Origin of the sequence: Bosea sp. RAC05, from assembly GCF_001713455.1 — a bacterium.
GTDB lineage: Bacteria > Pseudomonadota > Alphaproteobacteria > Rhizobiales > Beijerinckiaceae > Allobosea.
This window is the reverse complement of the sequence record NZ_CP016464.1, coordinates 3820648-3839872: the sequence shown is the minus strand read 5'-3', so window position 1 is coordinate 3839872 and position 19225 is coordinate 3820648. Positions and strand designations below refer to the sequence as shown.

Here is a 19225-nt window from a genome sequence, read left to right as displayed (position 1 = left end):
CCCGAGCCGTGGCGGCCTTGAGAGTGCGGAGCGCTATTGATGGCGACGAAAGTGAGCGAACGGGACAAGGCCGATCAGGCCACGCCGGAAGCCCCCCCGACCTCCGACGGTCCGTTGCTCGATCTGACGGATCAGGCCGTCAGGCGCATGATCAAGCTCGCGAAGAAGCGCGGCTATGTCACCTATGACGAACTGAACGAGGTCCTGCCGTCGGAGGAATTCTCCTCCGAGCAGATCGAGGACGTGCTCGGCCAGCTCAGCGAGCAGGGCATCAACGTCGTCGACAACGAGGATCCGGAAGCCTCCGGCGAGGAACGCGCCGCGGCCCGCACCGGCACCAACGGCCCCGACGAGGAAGAGGTCGAGGGCGGTGATCTGGTCGATGCCTCGCGCTCGGCCCTGCCGGTCGAGACCAAGCGCAACCTCGAGCCGACCGAGCGCACCGACGATCCGGTGCGGATGTATCTGCGCGAGATGGGGTCGGTCGAGCTGCTCTCCCGCGAGGGCGAGATCGCGATCGCCAAGCGCATCGAGGCTGGTCGCGAGGCGATGATCGCCGGGCTCTGCGAGAGCCCGCTGACCTTCCAGGCGATCATCATCTGGCGCGACGAGCTGAACGAAGCCAAGGTTCTGCTGCGCGACATCATCGACCTCGAAGCGACCTATGCCGGCCCCGACGGCAAGAACCCGACGCAGATTCCGGGCGAGGGCGGCGAGGCGGAGGCCGCGCCGGCCGCCGAGGGCGAGGCGCCCGAAGGCGACCTGCCGCCCGATCTCGACGAAGACGACATGGAGAACAACGTGTCGCTCTCGGCCATGGAGGCCGAGCTGAAGCCGCGCGTGCTCGAGACGTTCGATTCGATCGCCGACAACTACAAGAAGCTGCGCCGCCTGCAGGATCAGGACATCGCCAACCGGCTGGAGAACACCAAGCTCTCGCCGTCGCAGGACCGCAAATACAAGAAGCTCAAGGACGACATCATCACCGCGGTGAAGTCGCTCTCGCTCAACAACAACCGCATCGAGGCGCTGGTCGAGCAGCTCTACGACATCAACAAGCGCCTGATCTCGCATGAGACGCGCCTGCTGCGCCTGGCGGAGAGCTATGGCGTCGGCCGCGAGGACTTCCTCAAGCAGCATGTCGGCGGCGAGCTCGATCCGAAATGGATCCTGCGCGTCTCCAAGCTGGGCTCGCGCGGCTGGAAGGAGTTCGTCGCGGCCGAGCTCGAGCGCATCAAGAGCCTGCGCGACGAGATCCACACGCTGGCGAGCGAGACGGGCCTGGAGATCCAGGAGTTCCGCAAGATCGTGCTGATGGTCCAGAAGGGCGAGCGCGAGGCGCGTCAGGCGAAGAAGGAGATGATCGAGGCAAACTTGCGCCTCGTGATCTCGATCGCCAAGAAATACACCAATCGCGGCCTGCAGTTCCTCGACCTGATCCAGGAAGGCAACATCGGCCTGATGAAGGCGGTCGACAAGTTCGAGTACCGCCGCGGCTACAAGTTCTCGACCTATGCGACCTGGTGGATCCGCCAGGCGATCACCCGCTCGATCGCCGACCAGGCCCGCACGATCCGCATCCCCGTCCACATGATCGAGACGATCAACAAGATCGTGCGGACCTCGCGCCAGATGCTGCACGAGATCGGCCGCGAGCCGACCCCGGAGGAGCTGGCCGAGAAACTCGCCATGCCGCTGGAGAAGGTGCGCAAGGTCCTCAAGATCGCCAAGGAGCCGATCTCGCTGGAGACCCCGATCGGCGACGAGGAAGACAGCCATCTCGGCGACTTCATCGAGGACAAGAACGCGATCCTGCCGATCGATGCGGCGATCCAGAGCAACCTGCGCGAGACCACGACGCGCGTGCTCGCCTCGCTCACTCCGCGCGAGGAGCGCGTGCTGCGCATGCGCTTCGGCATCGGCATGAACACCGATCACACGCTCGAAGAGGTCGGCCAGCAGTTCAGCGTCACCCGCGAGCGCATTCGCCAGATCGAGGCGAAGGCGCTCCGGAAGCTGAAGCATCCGAGCCGCAGCCGGAAGCTGCGGAGCTTCCTGGACAATTGACGAAAAAGCCGGCCGCTAGGCCGGCTTTTTTGTTCGTGATGGACGGCTTGTCCCTCACATCCCCCTCACCAGCGCCACCAGCTGGTCGAGCGCCGTGCCCCAGCCCTGCTGGAAGCCCATCTCCTCGTGCTGCTTGCGGCCGGCCTCGTCCTTGTGCAGGGCGCGGGCGGTGTAGAGCGTTCCGGTCGCCGTCGGCTCGATGGCGATCGAGGCGGTCATGAAGCCGGAGCCGAGTGGGCGGTAGCCGGGGCCGAGGGCGTCGGTGAAGACCAGCAGCGTCTCGGGGACCACAAAGAGAAAGCAGCCGGTGCTGTCGTTCTTCTCGCCGTTGGGGCCTTCCATCACGGTGCGGAATTGGCCGCCGGGGCGCAGGTCGATCTCGCAATGCGTGGTGCGCCAGGGGGCGGGCGTGAACCACTGCGTGAGCAGGGCCGGCTCGGTCCAGGCGCGCCAGACCAGATGAGGCGGCACCGCGACCTCGCGCTTGAGTTCGAGATCGAGCGCCGGGTCGAAGGCGGCGGCGGGCAGGGTCGTCATGGGCGTTCCTCGTCGTTTTTCAGGGTCAGGACGAAGGCGTCGAGCTGGTCGAGGCGCTGCGTCCAGAGGCTGCGCTGCGCCTCCAGCCAGGTTTCGGCGGCGGCGAGAGGTTCCCGGCGCAGGGAACAGGTGCGCACGCGCCCGGATTTGGCGGTGGTGACGAGGCCGCTCTCCTCCAGCACCTTGAGGTGCTGAAGGAAGCTCGGCAGCGCCATCTCGAAGGGCCGGGCGAGGTCGCTGACCGAGGCCGGCCCTCGCCCCAGCGCCTGCACCACCGCCCGCCGGGTCGGATCGGCCAGGGCACGGAAGGCGTCGTCGAGGGTGGGGGGCGTCGCGGACATGGCGCGATCCAAGTGCAAAACAATACTTAGGTCAATACCTAAGTATTGTGGCCGGACGCGGATGGGCGGTGAGACGGGCTTGATCCCGGCGGCGGCTTGCGGCTTGCTGGCCGCTGCTCCGCGGAGGCTTGTGCCCATGTCGCCCGAATTCCTGCTGACCTCGCTGATCGTCGTCGCCTCGCCGGGGACGGGCGCGATCTACACCATCGCGGCGGGGCTCACCCGGGGCTCGCGCGCGAGCGTGCTCGCGGCCTTCGCCTGCACGCTCGGCATCGTGCCGCATCTCTTGGCGGCGATGCTGGGGCTGGCGGCGCTGCTGCATGCCAGCGCGCTCGCCTTCGCCGTCGTGAAATATGCCGGCGTCGCCTATCTCTTGTTCATGGCTTGGCAGACGCTGCAGGAGCATGGCGCTCTCAGCGTCGAGGCCAAGGCCGATCCGCGCTCGGCCTGGCGGGTGCTGCGCGACGGCGTCGCGATCAACGTGCTCAATCCGAAGCTCTCGATCTTCTTCGTCGCCTTCCTGCCGCAGTTCATCGCGGCCGGCGAAGCGGCGCCGCTGGCGCGCATGCTCGAACTGTCCGGCGTGTTCATGGCGATGACCTTCGTGGTCTTCGCGCTCTACGGCCTCTTCGCGGCGGCGATGCGCGACAGGGTGGTGACGCGGCCGGCGGTGATGGCCTGGCTGCGGCGGGGCTTCGCGGCGGCCTTCGTCGCGCTGGGCGCCAAGCTCGCCGTCACCGAGCGCTGAGCGCCATGGCAGCGCAGACGCCGCTGGCGATCGCCACGCGCGGTCCGGGGCTCTACGAGTTCACGCGGGAGGCGGAGGCCTTCGTCGCCGGGGCCGGAATCGAGACCGGGCTGCTGACGCTCTTCGTGCGCCACACCTCCTGCTCGCTGCTGATCCAGGAGAATGCCGATCCGGACGTGCGTGTCGATCTCGAGGCCTTCTTCCGCCGGCTCGTGCCCTCCGCCGACGATCCGGCGATGGACTATCTGGTCCACCGAGCGGAGGGGCCCGACGACATGCCAGCCCATCTTAAGGCGGCGCTGACGCCGGTCTCGCTGTCGATCCCGGTGATGGCGGGGCGGCTGGCGCTCGGCACCTGGCAGGGGATCTACCTGTTCGAGCATCGCGCCCGCCCGCATCGCCGCGAGGTCGTGCTGCACCTCGCCTGAGCGGGGCCGCGTCGTCGCGCGCCTTGGCAGGGCGGGGCGGTGCGGGTAGTTCTCGCTGCGGCCGCGCACCCGCTGTGGAGGAAAAGCCCGATGTCGTTCCTGAAATCCCTGTTTGGTGGCCGCAAGCCGGCTGATGCCGCTCCGGCCGGCCCGCTGAAGACCATCGAGCACAACGGCTTCACCATCCATGCGACGCCCTATCAGGAGGGCGGCCAGTGGCAGCTCTGCGGCGTCGTCGAGAAGACGATCGAGGGGGAGCTGAAGAGCCACCGCTTCGTGCGGGCAGACCGTTTCCCCGGTCAGGCGGAGGCGGTCGACTTCACCCTGGTCAAGGGCCAGCAACTGGTCGACCAGCAGGGCGAGGCGGTGTTCCGCTAGGCTCCCGACCAACGCAGCGACGTTTTCGCACGGGAACGGACCGTCCCTTGGCGGGTTGTCGGGTCATCACCCTCAACCCGAACACGGAGGCCGCCCCATGAGCGCCCAATCCCCGACGAGCCTTGCCGGCAAGACCATTCTCATCCTCGCGACCAACGGCTTCGAGCAGTCGGAGCTGGATGTGCCGCACGCCAAGCTGAAGGAAGCCGGCGCGACCGTGCACATCGTCGCGCCGCAGGCCGGCGAGATCACCGGCTGGGACCAGAAGGATTGGGGCCGCGCGGTGAAGGTCGACAAGACGATCGCCGAGGTCAGTGCCGATGCCTATGATGCGATCGTCCTGCCCGGCGGGCAGATGAATCCCGACACGCTGCGCGGCATTCCCGAGGCGCTGGCGTTGATCAAGCGCTTCTTCGAGCAGGGCAAGGTCGTCGCGGCCGTCTGCCACGCGCCCTGGCTGCTGATCGACACCGGCATCGCCAAGGGCCGGCGCCTGACCTCTTACGGCACGATGAAGCAGGACATGATCAATGCCGGCGCGCTGTGGGAGAACAGCGAGGTCGTGGCCGACAAGGGCATCGTGACGTCGCGCAAGCCTGAGGATCTGCCGGCCTTCGTCGCCAAGATCATCGAAGAGATCAACGAGGGCCGCCACGAGCGCCTGGCCGCCTGACGCCAGGAGCCGGGGCCACGGGTTGCTCCCGTGGCCCCGGCTCCGACTCCCGGCCCCACAGACCCGTTCAGGGCATAGCCGCGGCATGGCTGCGCCCTGAACGCCGATGGGGTCCGCCTCGCGCGCGCTTGCCGCCGCGCGGGCGACTGCCTACTCCTCGTGTGCAGAACGCCGCGCCTAAAGCCGGCGCACCGAGGAAACATGTCCAGCGACGAAGCCCGTTATGCGCCCGATTCCTCCTATGCCTGGCTGCGGCTGGCGGTCTCGCTGCTGGTCGGCACGGCGGCCTGCGTCGGCACCTGGTCCGTCGTCGTCGTGCTGCCCTCGGTGCAGACCGAGTTCGGCACGCTGCGGGCCGGGGCGGCGCTGCCCTATACCTGCGTCATGCTCGGCTTCGGCTTCGGCAACATCGCCATGGGCCGCATCGCCGACCGCTACGGCATCATCGTGCCGATCGTCGGCGGCGCGCTGCTGCTCGGCAGCGGCTACATCCTGGCCGCGATGGCGCAGTCGCTCTGGCAGTTTGCGCTCGTCCATCTCTTCCTGATCGGCGTCGGTGGCGGGGCCGGCTTTTCACCGCTGATCGCGGACCTCTCGCACTGGTTCCGCAAGCATCGCGGGCTCGCCGTCGTCTTCGGGGCCTCGGGCAGCTATCTGGCGGGGGTGATCTGGCCGCAGGTCATCACCTGGGGTGTCGCCAGCCATGGCTGGCGGGCGACGCATATCGGCATCGGGCTCGCGGTGATGGCGGTGATGCTGCCCTTCGCACCGTTCTTCCGCCGCCGGCCCTCGGCCGCGAGCATCGCGGCGCAGGAGGCGGCGAGCACGAGCGCGCGCGGCGATCTCGGATTGTCGGCCAGCCAGCTGCAATGGCTGCTGGCGATCGCGGGCTTCTCCTGCTGCGTCGCCATGGCGATGCCGCAGGTGCACATCGTCGCCTATTGCAGCGATCTCGGTTACGGCGTGGCGCGCGGCGCCGAGATGCTCTCGCTGATGCTGGCACTCGGCATCATCAGCCGCATCGCCTCGGGCTTCGTCGCTGACCGGATCGGCGGCACGGCGACGCTGGCGATCGGCTCGTTGATGCAGGGGCTCGCGCTCTTCCTCTATCTCTGGTTCGACGGGCTGACCTCGCTCTTCATCGTCACCGGCATCTTCGGCCTGTTCCAGGGCGGCATCGTGCCGATGTATGCGGTGATCATCCGAGAATACCTGCCGGCGCGGGAGGCGGGCGTACGGATCGGCCTCGTGATGTCCTCGACGATTCTCGGCATGGCCGTCGGCGGCTATGTCTCGGGCGCGATCTTCGACGCCTTCGCGTCCTATCGCGCCGCCTTCCTCAACGGGCTGGCCTGGAACCTCGTCAACCTCACGGTGGTGTGCTGGCTGATGATGCGGGCGCGGCGGCGGCCGGAAGGACCTGCGGCGACGGCGGCCGTCTGACGCAGGCTTACCATCCCTATCACGCTTGACGTCGCCGGCCCGTGCAGACGATGTCCGCGCAACCATAACCAAAGGACACGTCCATGCTTCGCACCACCATTGCCGGCAGCCTGCCCAAGCCGACCTGGCTCGCCGAGTCCGAGCGGCTCTGGGCGCCGTGGAAGCTGGAAGGGGTGGCGCTGCAAGAGGGCCGGCGCGACGCGACGATCCTGGCGGTGAAGCTGCAGGAGGATGCCGGCATCGACATCGTCGGCGATGGCGAGCAGGCGCGGGTGCATTTCGTCCATGGCTTCCTGGCCAATCTCGACGGCATCGACTTCGACAAGAAGACGATCATGGGCATCCGCAACAACCGCTACGAGGCGGAGGTGCCGACGGTCACCGGCGCGATCCGCCGCAAGGGGCCGGTGCACAGCATGGAGGCGCAGGCCGCCCGCGCGCATACGACCCGCAAGCTGAAGTTCACGCTGCCGGGGCCGATGACGATCGTCGATACCATCGCCGACGAGCACTACGGCCGCCGCGAGGACCTCGCCATGGCGTTCGCTGCCGTGCTGAACGAGGAGGCGCATGAACTGCAGGCGCTCGGCGTCGACGTCATCCAGTTCGACGAGCCCGCCTTCAACGTCTACATGAAGGAGGTGCCGGACTGGGGCATCGCCTGCCTCGAGCGCGCCGCGCAGGGGCTGACCGCGACCACCGCCGTCCACATTTGCTACGGCTACGGCATCAAGGCCAATATCGACTGGAAGGCGACGCTCGGCGAGGAGTGGCGCCATTACGAGCAGACCTTCCCGGCGATCGCGAAGAGCTCGATCCAGCAGGTCTCGCTGGAGTGCCGCAACTCGAAGGTGCCGCTCGACCTGATCAGGCTGCTGGACGGCAAGGACGTGCTGGCGGGTGCCATCGACGTCGCCTCCAACACGATCGAGACGCCCGAGGAGGTTGCCGCCACGATCCGCGCCGCGCTCGCCTTCGTGGCGCCCGAGAAGCTCTTCCCCTGCACCAATTGCGGCATGGCGCCAATGACCGCCGAGGTCGCCTATGGCAAGCTCGCGGCGCTGTCGGCCGGTGCGGCGCTGGTGCGCAAGGAACTCGGCGCGGCCTGAGCCGGGCGCCTCTTACCCCCCACCCGTTCCATCTGGCGCAGGCGCGGTGGCGCGTGCTCCAATGGCCGGGGATTCGACGGGGGGTGAGCGCATGACGAAAGAAGCGGGCGTGGCGCAGGACGAGGCGCCGCGTGGCAACCTGACGGTGCGCATCAATGCCATGCCGGCCGACACCAACGCGAATGGCGACATCTTCGGCGGCTGGGTGATGTCGCGCATGGACGCGGCCGGCGGCATCGCCGGCGTCGACCGGGCGCAGGGCCGCGTCGTCACCATTGCGGTGGATGCGATGACGTTCATCCGGCCCGTGAAGGTGGGGGACGTGCTCAGCGTCTATACCGAGGTCGAATCCGTCGGCCGGACCTCGATGAAGATCCATGTCGAGGCCTGGGCGCGGCGCTTCCGCACCATGGTCCATGAGAAGGTCACCGACGCGACCTTCACCTTCGTCGCCATCGACGAGGAGGGGCGGCCGCGCCCGGTGCCCCAACCGGCCTGACCCGCCTAAGAGCCCCCGACGGCCTGGCTGATATGGAATGGCATGGCCGCCGTGGGCGGCCGGCGCGCGCACATCGCAGCGTCATGATGGCCGTGCCGATCTTGACCAAGATCTGAAGGTCGCGGCGCGATGATCTTCCCGACCATTCACTCGCCTCACGGGAGGCGCGCCAACAAGTGGTTAAACGCTAACGAATTCTGAATCCTCGAAATCGCAATTGATTCAGAAGAATCCAGTCACTTAACCCTTCGTTAGGTGCCTTCCCCACATTCTTCCAGTCGGCTGGCCTAACCCGACTGACCACTGAAGAAGAATTATTGGGGGAATCCTTTCATGATCCATCGTCGTGATGTCCTGACTGGCCTTGCCTGCGCCTCCGCCGCCTCGCTCCTGCCGGGACGCGCTTTCGCCGAAACCGGCGTGATGGCCGACAAGATCGTGCTGGGCCAGGCGGCCGTGTTCGAGGGGCCCGCCAGCGCGCTGGGTCTGGGTATGCGCGATGGCCTCACCGCCGCCTTCGCCGAGGTCAATGCCAAGGGGGGCGTCGGGGGGCGCAAGATCGAACTCCTGACGCAGGATGACGGTTACGAGCCCGGCAAGTCGATCGATGCGACCAAGGCGCTGATCGCCAAGGACGTCTTCGCGCTCGTCGGCCCGGTCGGCACGCCGACGTCGATGGCCGCGCATCCGATCGCGAAGGAGGCCGGCCTGCCCTTCATCGGCGCCTTCACCGGCGCCGAAGGCCTGCGCGATCCCTACCTGCCGCATGTCGTCAATGTGCGCGCCTCCTACTTCCAGGAGACCGAGGTCTGGATCGAGCGCCTCGTCAAGGACAAGGGCTTCTCCAAGATCGCGATCTTCTATCAGGACGACGCCTTCGGCCGGGCCGGCCTCGCCGGCGTCAAGAAGGCGATGGACGCGCGCAAGATGAGCCTCGTCGCGGAGGGCACCTTTGAACGCAACACGGTCGCGGTCCGGTCCGCCCTGCTCGAGATCCGCAAGGCCAATCCGGAAGCCGTGGTGATGGTGGGCCCCTACAAGCCCTGCGCCGAATTCATCAAGCTGTGCAAGCAGGTGAAGTTCGCGCCGGTGTTCATGAACATCTCCTTCGTCGGCTCCGATGCACTTGCCGCCGAACTCGGGGATGCGGGCGCCGGCGTCTATGTCACGCAGGTCGTGCCCCTGCCGACCGACGCGTCGATCCCCGTGGTCAAGGCCTACCAGGCGGCTCTCGCGGCCAGCGACGCCAAGGACAAGAAGCCGGGCTTCGTGTCCCTGGAAGGCTATCTCGTCGGCCGCACCGTCATCGCCGCTCTCGAAAAGGCCGGCAAGGACCCGACCCGCAAGGCCGTCATGGAGGCGTTGACCAATGGCTCCTATGACTTCGGCGGCTTCAAGATGACCTTCGGGCCCAACGACAATCGCGGCTCCGACGCTGTCTACCTGACCGTGATCGGAACCGACGGCACGTTCAAGTCGGTCAGCTCCGTGTCGGCCTGAGCTGCATCTGCCGCGTCGCAATTCGGAGAGTGATATGACGAAGGCCAAGAAGCCGGCGCGCCCGCGCGCGCCGCTGCGCATCGGCATCGCCGCGCGCATCTATGCCGCGCTCGGCGCTCTGACCACGCTGACGATCGTCGCCTCCGCGGTGGCCTGGCTGTCCTATGACCGCATCAGCGCGACCGTCGGCGAAATGGTCGAGCACAAGATGCCCACTGTGGAACTCGTGCTCGAACTCTCCCAGGTCGGGACGCAGTCGACCGCGCTGGCACCGCGCTTCATGAATGTGCAGACGGTGCAGCAGCGGGCCCGTCTGACCACGGAACTGGACGCGATCGAGGCCAAGCAGTTCGAACTGATCCGGGCCGTCGGCAAGATCGGCGGCGTCGACATGAAGCCGGTTCAGAAGGCGGTCGACGATCTCTCGCTGCGGATCAACGACATCAACGACCTGACCGGAACCCGGCTGCGCAACGCCGCGCAGATGGCGGCCACCGTTGAGCAGCTGAACAAGGCGCGCGAAGACTTCGTCAAGGTGGTCGGCGGAGAGGCCGACGAGCGCCAGTTCAACGTCGTGCTCGGCATCGAGAGCGTCAAGGGCCAGGAGGGCGCGGGGATCGACGAGGCCCTGAAGGCCATCAACGACGTCGAGTTTCCGGCCTTCGATCTGGCACGCAAGCTGGAGGCACAGGTCAACGAGCTGATAGGCCTGCTGCGCGAGGTCGGCCAGATCGCGGATCAGTCGCTGCTGGGCCTCGCGCGCGAACGCCTCAACGCCGTCGTGCTGCGGATCGAGAAGGACATGGCCGCCGCCGACAAGATCATGCCCAACAAGGAGCGGTCCCGCGTGATCGACGCGGTCATCGCCTTGGGCGAAGGGCCGCGCGGCGTGGTCGCGATGCGCCAGCGCGACATCGAAACGCAGGACGCGATCAATGCCCGCGTCGTCGACATCGACCAGGCTGCGGCGGCGATGCGTGCGGAAATCGACAAGCTCGTCACAGCGGCTCGCTCCGAGGCCGTCGCCGCGAACGCCTCGACGGCGAATCTGATCGAGCAGAGCAAGATGTGGCTGGGCGCGATCGGCATCGGCTCGCTGCTGATCGCTCTCGTGCTGGCCTTGCTCTATGTCCGTCCTGCGATCATCGGGCGCCTGAACCGGCTGTGGGCGGCGACGCGGGCGATCGCCGACGGCGCCCTGGAGACGGTGGTCGACACGCGGGGTAACGACGAGATCTCCGACATCTCGAAGAGCGTGCTGCTGTTCCGCGACAATGCGGTGGCGCTGCGCGCCGCCGAGGCCGCCAAGGTCGAGGACGATGCCCGGGCCCAGGAGCAGCGCCGCGCGATGATGGCGGAACTCGGCGACGCCTTCGGCGAGGTCGTGGCCGCGGCCGCCGCCGGCGATTTCAGCCGCCGTGTCCAGGCGAACTTCACGGACGCCGAGCTGAACGCGCTGGCGGGTTCGGTCAACGAACTGCTGGAGACGGTGCAGGGCGGTCTCTCCGAGACCTGCGACGTGCTCGCCGAACTCTCGGCCGGCCATCTCTCGACCCGCATCGAGGGGATGTATCAGGGCGCCTTCGCCGAGCTGAAGAACGGCACCAATGCGCTGGCCGAGGAGTTCGAGAGCACGCTCGCCAAGCTGTCCGAGACGGTCGCTGCCGTCCGCAGCGCCACGACCGAGATCCTCGACGGCGTCACCGATCTCGCCGAGCGCACCAGCGAGGAGAGCAACGCCGTCTCGATGGCGACCAACCAGCTCGGCGCCTTCGCCGGCACGGTCAAGAAGACGGCGAGCGAGGCGGCCCAGGCGACGGGCATGGCCGAGGGCGCCGAGAGTCAGGCCCAGCAGGGCGAGAAGGTCGTGGCATCCGCGCTCGAGGCGATGCAGCGCATCCGCACCTCCTCGGACAAGATCTCCGAGGTCATCGCGATGATCGACGAGATCGCCTTCCAGACCAATCTGCTGGCGCTGAACGCGGCCGTCGAGGCGGCGCGGGCCGGCGACAGCGGGCGGGGCTTCGCGGTCGTCGCCACCGAGGTCCGCAGCCTGGCCAAGCGCTCGGCGGATGCTTCCAACGACGTCAAGAAGCTGGTCGAGGCGGCGCATGGCGACGTCAAGGTCGGTGTCGGGCTGGTCGAGGAGACCGCCCAGATGTTCGAGGCGATCGTCTCCTCGGTGAACGACCTGACCGGGCTGATGAACGGCATCTCGCAGACGGCGAAGAACCAGGCCAGCGATGTCTCGGCGATCAACACCGAGATCGACGGCATCGGCTCGATGGCGCATCAGAACGCAGCCCTGGTCGAGGAAACCAACGCCGCGCTGGCGCTGACCGACGAGCAGACCCGCGCGCTGAGCGAGCACATCGCCCGCTTCCGCTTCCGCGAGGGCCACGGCTCCGACAAGGCCCATGCCATGGCCCACGCCGCCTGACCGTCCAGAGACCAAACGGCACGACATCGAAAGGCCCCGCCATCCCGCAGATGGCGGGGCCTTCGGCTTTGGGGCGACGGCTTGCAACCCTGGACGGGGCGGCGCCCAGACGCCGCCAGCCCCGGCGCCGTCAGCGCGCGCGGTGGCGGGCATGGCTCCGCAGGGGATGACAAAAAGGCGCTCCCGCAATTGCCGAAAACCGGTCGCGAAGAGCAAACAAGCGAGTCACATTCCCTAACGGTAGCTGAATCGGGGTCCTGAGCGACTGATTCAAAAGAATCCGCAAGCTTAAACGTTCTTTAAGCGCATCCGGACGATTTGTCGTTTGAACAAGGTTCCCGCCTAACGACAGTTGAGGTGCGGAGCGGTTCGGGGGCTCGTCTTCGGTTGCCGAATGTCGCGGCGCTGATGGCAGTCTTGCGTTTGGCAGCCTCCCTCGGAGACTTCCAAAAGCCCCGCACCAGCTTCCTCATCGACACTGTCGCGTTGCATACCGGAGAGCGATCGATGACGAAGGCCAGCAAGCTCCCCCGCCAGCGCAAACCGCTCCGCATCGGCATCGCCGCGCGGATCTATGCAGCCGTGGGATTGATGACCGCGCTGACGATCGTGGCCTCGGCCGTCGCCTGGCTCTCCTTCGGCCGGGTCGACAAGACGGTTCAGGACATGGCGGGACAGAAGATGCCGATGGTCGAGCTCGCGCTCGAACTGTCGCAGGCGGCGACCTTGTCGACGGCGCTGGCGCCGCGCTTCATGGATGTCGAGAACGTCCAGCAGCGCGCGGCCCTGACCAGTGAACTCGACCGGATCGAGGCGCGCCAGTTCGACCTGATCCGCCGGATCGGTGCGCTCAGCGGGCTCGACATGAAGGCGACCCAGCAGGCGGTCGACGAGCTCTCGCGCACCATCAACGAGATCAACGACCTCACCGGCGCCAGGATGCGCAACGCGGCGGCGATGAACGGCCTGCTCGAGAATCTCGGGAAGGCGGGGCGCGTGTTCAGCGGCGTCGTCGGTTCCGAGGCCGACGAGGCCCGCTTCAACGTCACCATGGGCATCGAGAGCATCAAGGGCCTGTCGGGCGAGCAGCTCGATGCGGCGATGAAGACGCTGAACGACCGCGACTTCCCCGTCTTCGACTTCGCCCGCAAGCTCGAGGCGCAGGTCAACGAGATGATGGGCATGCTGCGCGAGACCGCGCAGATCCCCGACAAGGCGCGCCTCGACATCGCGCGCGAGCGCTTCAAGGCCACCGCCATGCGCATCCGCATGGAGTTGCAGGCCGCCGAGGCCGCGTCCTCCAATCCCTTCCGCGGACAGGTCGTCGAGGCCGTCATCGCGATGGGCGAGGGGCGTTCCGGCATCGTCGAGATGCGCGAGCGCGACCTGACCACGCTGGGCGAGATCGCCACCACGCTGAAGACGGTCGACCGCGCCGCCGCAACCCTGCGCGGCCAGGTCGACAAACTGGTCGAGGGCGCCCGCGGCGAGGCCGTCGCCGCCAGTGCCTCGACGGCGAGCCTGATCCAGCAGAGCGAGATGTGGCTGGGCGCGATCGGCATCGGCTCGCTGCTGATCGCCCTGTCGCTCTCGCTCTTCTATGTCCGTCCTGCGATCATCGGGCGCCTGAACCGGCTGTGGGCGGCGACGCGGGCGATCGCCGACGGCGCCCTGGAGACGGTGGTCGACACGCGGGGTAACGACGAGATCTCCGACATCTCGAAGAGCGTGCTGCTGTTCCGCGACAATGCGGTGGCGCTGCGCGCCGCCGAGGCCGCCAAGGTCGAGGACGATGCCCGGGCCCAGGAGCAGCGCCGCGCGATGATGGCGGAACTCGGCGACGCCTTCGGCGAGGTCGTGGCCGCGGCCGCCGCCGGCGATTTCAGCCGCCGTGTCCAGGCGAACTTCACGGACGCCGAGCTGAACGCGCTGGCGGGTTCGGTCAACGAACTGCTGGAGACGGTGCAGGGCGGTCTCTCCGAGACCTGCGACGTGCTCGCCGAACTCTCGGCCGGCCATCTCTCGACCCGCATCGAGGGGATGTATCAGGGCGCCTTCGCCGAGCTGAAGAACGGCACCAATGCGCTGGCCGAGGAGTTCGAGAGCACGCTCGCCAAGCTGTCCGAGACGGTCGCTGCCGTCCGCAGCGCCACGACCGAGATCCTCGACGGCGTCACCGATCTCGCCGAGCGCACCAGCGAGGAGAGCAACGCCGTCTCGATGGCGACCAACCAGCTCGGCGCCTTCGCCGGCACGGTCAAGAAGACGGCGAGCGAGGCGGCCCAGGCGACGGGCATGGCCGAGGGCGCCGAGAGTCAGGCCCAGCAGGGCGAGAAGGTCGTGGCATCCGCGCTCGAGGCGATGCAGCGCATCCGCACCTCCTCGGACAAGATCTCCGAGGTCATCGCGATGATCGACGAGATCGCCTTCCAGACCAATCTGCTGGCGCTGAACGCGGCCGTCGAGGCGGCGCGGGCCGGCGACAGCGGGCGGGGCTTCGCGGTCGTCGCCACCGAGGTCCGCAGCCTGGCCAAGCGCTCGGCGGATGCTTCCAACGACGTCAAGAAGCTGGTCGAGGCGGCGCATGGCGACGTCAAGGTCGGTGTCGGGCTGGTCGAGGAGACCGCCCAGATGTTCGAGGCGATCGTCTCCTCGGTGAACGACCTGACCGGGCTGATGAACGGCATCTCGCAGACGGCGAAGAACCAGGCCAGCGATGTCTCGGCGATCAACACCGAGATCGACGGCATCGGCTCGATGGCGCATCAGAACGCAGCCCTGGTCGAGGAAACCAACGCCGCGCTGGCGCTGACCGACGAGCAGACCCGCGCGCTGAGCGAGCACATCGCCCGCTTCCGCTTCCGCGAGGGCCACGGCTCCGACAAGGCCCATGCCATGGCCCACGCCGCCTGACCGTCCAGAGACCAAACGGCACGACATCGAAAGGCCCCGCCATCCCGCAGATGGCGGGGCCTTCGGCTTTGGGGCGACCGGTGGATGACGCTTGCCGCAGGCTCGGCGGCGATGCTACGCGAGACACGGGCCGGTAGCTCAATGGTTAGAGCTCGCTGCTCATAACAGCGCCGGTGCCGGTTCGAGTCCGGCCCGGCCCACCACTTCCGATCAGAACCGCGAATCCGGTCTCAGACCGCAGCAAAGGTTCCTCCTGCCGATGGTGTCCCCCGAGCGCGTCCATCTCGTCACCGGTGCTGCCAGCGGTATCGGCCGGGCGACCGCCCTGCGGCTGGCTGGGCCCGGCGTCGGGCTCGTGCTGCATACGGGCTCGAACGAAGCCGGGCTCGCGGCGGTCGCGGCAGCGGCGGGGGCGGCGGGCGCCGTCGTGGCTACCCTGATGGGGGACATCGCCGAGGCCTCGACGGCGGAGCGCGCGGTGGCACTGGCCGATCAGCGCTTCGGCCGGCTCGACGCCATTGCGGCCGTGGCGGGGCATGCCCGCAAGGGCGGCATCATGGATCTGGCCGAGGCGGAGCTGCGTGGTGCCGTCGAGGATTCCGTTGTTGCCCTCCTGCGGCTGGCGCGGATGGCGCGGCCGCTGCTGAAGGCCGGCGGCAGCGGGCGCATCGTCGCGACGTCGTCCTTCACCGCCCATGCGCTGCGCACCGACATGCAGCCCTTCGCCGCCACCGCCGCCAGCCGCGCCGCGCTGGAGACGACGGTGCGTCTGATGGCGCAGGAGCTGGCGGCGGACGCGATCACCGTGAATGCGGTCGCGCCCGGGCTGATCCGCAAGGACGAGGGCAAGGGCAGCAAGCTCGCCGCCGAGGCGATCGCGCGGATGGAGGCGATCATCCCGATCGGACGGCGCGGCCGGCCGGAGGAGGTTGCGGCCGCCATCGCTTTTCTCGCCTCGACGGAAGCCTCCTACATCACGGGCCAGACGCTTCATGTCGATGGCGGGCTGGTCTGAGCCTCAGGCTGGGCGCCGCGACTTGCTCTAGCGCAAAGACGGGCGCGGCGGCGTGCCTATGGTCGTCCGCCTAAGCCGGGTCGACCGGCGCAGGGGAAAACGGCCGTGCAAGCGCCTGGGACGACTTATCTCGACGAACGTCTGCCGCGCTACACGAGCTATCCGACGGCGCCGCATTTCGCGGCCGAGGTCGATGGCGATTGCTATGGCGACTGGCTTGGGGCGCTTGCGCCGGACACCAAGGGCTCGCTCTACCTCCATGTCCCCTTCTGCCGGTCGATGTGCTGGTATTGCGGCTGCCACACCACTGTCGCGCTGCGCGACCCGCCGATCGGCGCCTATCTGAGCGTTCTCCGGCAGGAGATCGAGGCGGTCGCGGCGCGTCTGACCACGCCGCTCGACGTCCGCCATGTCCATTTCGGCGGCGGCACGCCGACCATCCTGGCGCCAGCGAATTTCGTCGACCTCGTCGCGCTGTTGCGGGAGCGCTTCTCGCTACACCCAGAAGCCGAGATCGCGGTCGAGATCGACCCGCGCCATCTCGCGCCGGCGATGATCGAGGCGCTGCGCGAGGCCGGTGTCAACCGCGCCAGCCTGGGCGTGCAGAGCTTCGATCCGGACGTCCAGCGCGCGATCAACCGGGTCCAGGGCGTCCGGCAGACCACCGCCGTGATCGCCCAGCTGCGCGAGGCCGGCATTGGCGGCATCAATCTCGATTTGATCTACGGGCTGCCGCGGCAGAGCACCGCCTCCTGCATCGAGACGGTCGAACGCTGCCTCGAGATGGCACCGGACCGCTTCTCGATCTTCGGCTATGCCCATGTGCCGGACTTCAAGAAACACCAGCAGCGGATCGCGCTGGCGGAGCTGCCTGACGGCGCGGCGCGTCACGAGCAGGCGGAGGCGATGGCGCAGCGCCTCGTCGCGGCCGGCTATGTCCGGATCGGGCTCGATCATTTCGCTCGCCCCGACGACGACATGGCGCAGGCGCTCGGCAGCGGGCAGCTGCGGCGCAATTTCCAAGGCTACACCACCGATGGCTGCGAGGCGCTGATCGGCTTCGGCGCCTCCGCCATCGGGCGGCTGCCGCAGGGCTATGTCCAGAACGAGGTCGTGACCGGCCGCTATGGCGAGCGCGTCCGTGATGGTGGGCTGGCGACGGTGCGCGGTTACCGGCTCAGCGACGACGACCGGCTGCGGGCGGATCTGATCGAGCGGCTGATGTGCGACCTTTCGGTCGATGTCGAGGCGGTCTGTGCGCGACATGGTGCCGATCCGGAGCTGTTGGCGCCCTCGCTCGCCCGGCTCGCGCCGCTGGTTCAGGACGGGATGGTGGATCAGGACGGTACCGTCATCCGCTTGCCGGAGCGGGCACGGCTCCTGGTGCGCAAGGTCGCCTCGGCCTTCGACGCGCATATCGACCAGCCGGCGCGGCGCTACAGCCGCGCCGTGTGAGGCAGGGATCGAAAAGATAGTGCAATCCCCCGGCGATGGATTGCCTTAGCGGCTGGACGCTCCGAAACGACAGCGACGGACCGCCCCGCCCATGACGACGCCCGCCCTCGTGATGCTCCACCGCGCGACGTCCGCGCCGCCCGCCTCCGCCCCGGGCCAGGGGCTCGGCCCGGCCGATCCCTTCGCGGCGGGCCGCGAGATCGCCTGGCGGTCGGAGGCTGCGGCTGCCGGCAGATGCGCCTTTTCGGGTGCCGTCGAGATCGACGCCTTCCCGCATACCGAGACGCTGGTCGTGCTGGCGGGCGCGTTGACGCTGTCAGTCGCGGGCGCCTCTGCGCTCACCGTTGCGCCCCAGACCGCCGTAGTGATCGGGCGCGGCACCAAGCTTCGGATCGAGGCGGCGCCGGGCACCTTCCTCGCCTTCCACGCGCAGACGGCCGGCACCAGCGCGATGCCCGGTGCCACGCTGATCACCCGGGATCTGCCGCTGTCGCCCTCGACGCCGCCGGCGCCGGAGGTCCTGCTCGGCCCGTCGCCGCAATGCCGCAGCCACAATGTCTTCACCGACGAGGCCGTGCAACTGCGCGCCGGCCTGTGGGACTCGACGCCCTATGCGCGGATTTCGCGTCCGCACCGTCTGGCCGAGCTGATGCACATCCTCGAGGGGGCGGTCGATCTCACCATGGCGGATGGCACCGTCGTCACCGTGGCGAAGGGCGAGACCGTCTTCGTGCCGCAGGGCGCGCCGTGCGCCTGGACCAGCCGCGTCCATGTCGCGAAGGTCTACGTCGTTCAGGAGAGCGTCGGCTGATGGGCGATACGCTGATCCGGGAAGCGGCCGTGCTGCGCGACATCGCGCCGGCCGATGCCGCAACCTGCGCCGGCCTCGCCCGTGCGGTCAGCTGGCCGCACCGGGCCGAGGATTGGGAGATGGCGATCGGGCTCGGCCGCGGCGTCGTCGCGACGCTCGGTGAAGAGGTCGTGGCGACGGCGCTGTGGTGGCCCTATGGCGCGCATCATGCGACGCTGGGCATGATCATCGTCTCGCCGGAGCATCAGGGCGGCGGCCTCGGCCGGCGGCTGATGCAGGCCCTGTTCGCGCAGGCGGAGGGGCGTTCGCTCCTGCTCAACGCCACCGTCGCCGGCCAGCCGCTCTACGAGAAGCTCGGCTTCGTCCTCTGCGGGGCGATCCGCCAGTATCAGGGGGCGGTCGGGGCCGTCGCCGAACCGATCCTTTCCGAGGGCGCAGTGCTGCGCCCGGCTACGCTTGCCGATCTGCCGGTTCTGACACAGCTGGATGCAGCCGCTACGGGCCTGCCGCGCGGCCCGCTGCTGCGGGCGGTTCTCAGCGCAGGCGAGGGCACGGTGCTGATGCGCGACGGCGAGGCCGCAGGCTTCAGCATGGTGCGCCGCTTCGGGCGCGGGCTCGTGATCGGCCCTGTGGTGGCTGCTGATCTCGCGGATGCGCAGGCGCTGCTGGCGCATGGCTTGCAAGCGCGGCAGGGGCAGTTCGTGCGGGTGGATGTCGAGGACGGCTCTCCGCTCGTCGATCTGCTGATCGGGTCCGGTCTGAAGTCGGTCGATCGCGTCAACAGCATGGTTCGCGGCACATTGCCGACCCCGACGGGCCCGGTCCGCCGCTACACGCTCGCCAGCCAGGCGCTGGGCTGAAGGGAAGA

Annotated in this window: 17 protein-coding genes and 1 tRNA gene; 16 read left to right on the top strand and 2 right to left on the bottom strand. The window is 68.2% G+C overall.

Annotation, left to right across the window (positions count from 1 at the left end):
- The first annotated feature begins 39 nt into the window (after positions 1 to 39).
- Positions 40 to 2067, top strand: coding sequence for an RNA polymerase sigma factor RpoD (gene rpoD, locus BSY19_RS21655; RefSeq protein ID WP_069055954.1), 2028 nt, complete (start codon positions 40 to 42; stop codon positions 2065 to 2067).
- A gap of 54 nt (positions 2068 to 2121) precedes the next feature.
- On the opposite strand, the gene BSY19_RS21650 is transcribed toward rpoD, so the two are convergent.
- Both BSY19_RS21650 and BSY19_RS21645 read right to left on the bottom strand, forming a co-directional pair.
- Positions 2122 to 2604 (bottom strand): SRPBCC family protein, encoded by a 483-nt coding sequence (locus BSY19_RS21650; RefSeq protein ID WP_069055953.1) that lies wholly within the window; start codon positions 2602 to 2604, stop codon positions 2122 to 2124.
- Positions 2601 to 2945: an ArsR/SmtB family transcription factor gene (locus BSY19_RS21645; RefSeq protein WP_069055952.1), complete on the bottom strand. Its 345-nt coding sequence runs from the start codon at positions 2943 to 2945 to the stop codon at positions 2601 to 2603. The genes BSY19_RS21650 and BSY19_RS21645 overlap by 4 nt, the downstream gene beginning before the upstream one ends.
- A gap of 136 nt (positions 2946 to 3081) precedes the next feature.
- On the opposite strand from BSY19_RS21645, the gene BSY19_RS21640 reads away from it, so the two are divergent.
- From BSY19_RS21640 to BSY19_RS21570, 15 genes are all read left to right on the top strand, one after another.
- Positions 3082 to 3693 carry a LysE family translocator gene (locus tag BSY19_RS21640; protein ID WP_069055951.1) on the top strand — a complete coding sequence of 204 codons (612 nt, stop codon included), beginning with the start codon at positions 3082 to 3084 and terminating at the stop codon, positions 3691 to 3693.
- A gap of 5 nt (positions 3694 to 3698) precedes the next feature.
- Positions 3699 to 4121, top strand: a complete 423-nt coding sequence (locus BSY19_RS21635) for a secondary thiamine-phosphate synthase enzyme YjbQ (RefSeq protein WP_069055950.1) — start codon at positions 3699 to 3701, stop codon at positions 4119 to 4121.
- A 90-nt stretch (positions 4122 to 4211) separates the two neighbouring features.
- Positions 4212 to 4499 (top strand): HlyU family transcriptional regulator, encoded by a 288-nt coding sequence (locus BSY19_RS21630; protein WP_069055949.1) that lies wholly within the window; start codon positions 4212 to 4214, stop codon positions 4497 to 4499.
- 97 nt (positions 4500 to 4596) lie between these two features.
- A complete protein-coding gene (locus tag BSY19_RS21625; RefSeq protein ID WP_069055948.1) occupies positions 4597 to 5172 on the top strand; it encodes a type 1 glutamine amidotransferase domain-containing protein in 576 nt (191 codons plus the stop codon).
- Between the two features lie 201 nt (positions 5173 to 5373).
- Positions 5374 to 6615: an MFS transporter gene (locus BSY19_RS21620; RefSeq protein WP_069055947.1), complete on the top strand. Its 1242-nt coding sequence runs from the start codon at positions 5374 to 5376 to the stop codon at positions 6613 to 6615.
- A gap of 83 nt (positions 6616 to 6698) precedes the next feature.
- Positions 6699 to 7724, top strand: a complete 1026-nt coding sequence (locus BSY19_RS21615; protein ID WP_069055946.1) for a methionine synthase — start codon at positions 6699 to 6701, stop codon at positions 7722 to 7724.
- Positions 7725 to 7815: 91 nt separating this feature from the next.
- Entirely contained in the window at positions 7816 to 8223 is a 408-nt protein-coding gene (locus BSY19_RS21610) for an acyl-CoA thioesterase (RefSeq protein ID WP_069055945.1), read from the top strand.
- 333 nt (positions 8224 to 8556) lie between these two features.
- Positions 8557 to 9723 carry an ABC transporter substrate-binding protein gene (locus tag BSY19_RS21605; RefSeq protein WP_069055944.1) on the top strand — a complete coding sequence of 389 codons (1167 nt, stop codon included), beginning with the start codon at positions 8557 to 8559 and terminating at the stop codon, positions 9721 to 9723.
- A 34-nt stretch (positions 9724 to 9757) separates the two neighbouring features.
- Complete coding sequence (locus BSY19_RS21600) at positions 9758 to 12163, top strand: methyl-accepting chemotaxis protein (RefSeq protein ID WP_069055943.1); 2406 nt, start codon at positions 9758 to 9760, stop codon at positions 12161 to 12163.
- Positions 12164 to 12670: 507 nt separating this feature from the next.
- Positions 12671 to 15076 (top strand): methyl-accepting chemotaxis protein, encoded by a 2406-nt coding sequence (locus BSY19_RS21595; protein ID WP_069055942.1) that lies wholly within the window; start codon positions 12671 to 12673, stop codon positions 15074 to 15076.
- 127 nt (positions 15077 to 15203) lie between these two features.
- Positions 15204 to 15279: transfer RNA gene (locus tag BSY19_RS21590), tRNA-Ile, on the top strand.
- A 56-nt stretch (positions 15280 to 15335) separates the two neighbouring features.
- The gene (locus BSY19_RS21585; RefSeq protein ID WP_069055941.1) at positions 15336 to 16091 is read left to right on the top strand and encodes an SDR family NAD(P)-dependent oxidoreductase; all 756 of its coding nucleotides are present in this window, start codon (positions 15336 to 15338) and stop codon (positions 16089 to 16091) included.
- A gap of 105 nt (positions 16092 to 16196) precedes the next feature.
- Positions 16197 to 17546, top strand: coding sequence for an oxygen-independent coproporphyrinogen III oxidase (gene hemN / locus BSY19_RS21580; RefSeq protein WP_069055940.1), 1350 nt, complete (start codon positions 16197 to 16199; stop codon positions 17544 to 17546).
- Positions 17547 to 17637: 91 nt separating this feature from the next.
- Positions 17638 to 18357 (top strand): cupin domain-containing protein, encoded by a 720-nt coding sequence (locus tag BSY19_RS21575; RefSeq protein WP_069055939.1) that lies wholly within the window; start codon positions 17638 to 17640, stop codon positions 18355 to 18357.
- Positions 18357 to 19217, top strand: a complete 861-nt coding sequence (locus BSY19_RS21570) for a GNAT family N-acetyltransferase (protein WP_083247759.1) — start codon at positions 18357 to 18359, stop codon at positions 19215 to 19217. The genes BSY19_RS21575 and BSY19_RS21570 overlap by 1 nt, the downstream gene beginning before the upstream one ends.
- The last annotated feature ends 8 nt before the right edge of the window (positions 19218 to 19225 follow it).

Excerpts from the sequence above, each read along its gene's own strand:
- rpoD (WP_069055954.1), top strand. The coding sequence starts at position 40 with ATGGCGACGAAAGTGAGCGAACGGGACAAGGCCGATCAGGCCACGCCG.
- BSY19_RS21650 (WP_069055953.1), bottom strand. The coding sequence starts at position 2,604 with ATGACGACCCTGCCCGCCGCCGCCTTCGACCCGGCGCTCGATCTCGAA.
- BSY19_RS21645 (WP_069055952.1), bottom strand. The coding sequence starts at position 2,945 with ATGTCCGCGACGCCCCCCACCCTCGACGACGCCTTCCGTGCCCTGGCC.
- BSY19_RS21640 (WP_069055951.1), top strand. The coding sequence starts at position 3,082 with ATGTCGCCCGAATTCCTGCTGACCTCGCTGATCGTCGTCGCCTCGCCG.
- BSY19_RS21635 (WP_069055950.1), top strand. The coding sequence starts at position 3,699 with ATGGCAGCGCAGACGCCGCTGGCGATCGCCACGCGCGGTCCGGGGCTC.
- BSY19_RS21630 (WP_069055949.1), top strand. The coding sequence starts at position 4,212 with ATGTCGTTCCTGAAATCCCTGTTTGGTGGCCGCAAGCCGGCTGATGCC.
- BSY19_RS21625 (WP_069055948.1), top strand. The coding sequence starts at position 4,597 with ATGAGCGCCCAATCCCCGACGAGCCTTGCCGGCAAGACCATTCTCATC.
- BSY19_RS21620 (WP_069055947.1), top strand. The coding sequence starts at position 5,374 with ATGTCCAGCGACGAAGCCCGTTATGCGCCCGATTCCTCCTATGCCTGG.
- BSY19_RS21615 (WP_069055946.1), top strand. The coding sequence starts at position 6,699 with ATGCTTCGCACCACCATTGCCGGCAGCCTGCCCAAGCCGACCTGGCTC.
- BSY19_RS21610 (WP_069055945.1), top strand. The coding sequence starts at position 7,816 with ATGACGAAAGAAGCGGGCGTGGCGCAGGACGAGGCGCCGCGTGGCAAC.
- BSY19_RS21605 (WP_069055944.1), top strand. The coding sequence starts at position 8,557 with ATGATCCATCGTCGTGATGTCCTGACTGGCCTTGCCTGCGCCTCCGCC.
- BSY19_RS21600 (WP_069055943.1), top strand. The coding sequence starts at position 9,758 with ATGACGAAGGCCAAGAAGCCGGCGCGCCCGCGCGCGCCGCTGCGCATC.
- BSY19_RS21595 (WP_069055942.1), top strand. The coding sequence starts at position 12,671 with ATGACGAAGGCCAGCAAGCTCCCCCGCCAGCGCAAACCGCTCCGCATC.
- BSY19_RS21585 (WP_069055941.1), top strand. The coding sequence starts at position 15,336 with ATGGTGTCCCCCGAGCGCGTCCATCTCGTCACCGGTGCTGCCAGCGGT.
- BSY19_RS21575 (WP_069055939.1), top strand. The coding sequence starts at position 17,638 with ATGACGACGCCCGCCCTCGTGATGCTCCACCGCGCGACGTCCGCGCCG.
- BSY19_RS21570 (WP_083247759.1), top strand. The coding sequence starts at position 18,357 with ATGGGCGATACGCTGATCCGGGAAGCGGCCGTGCTGCGCGACATCGCG.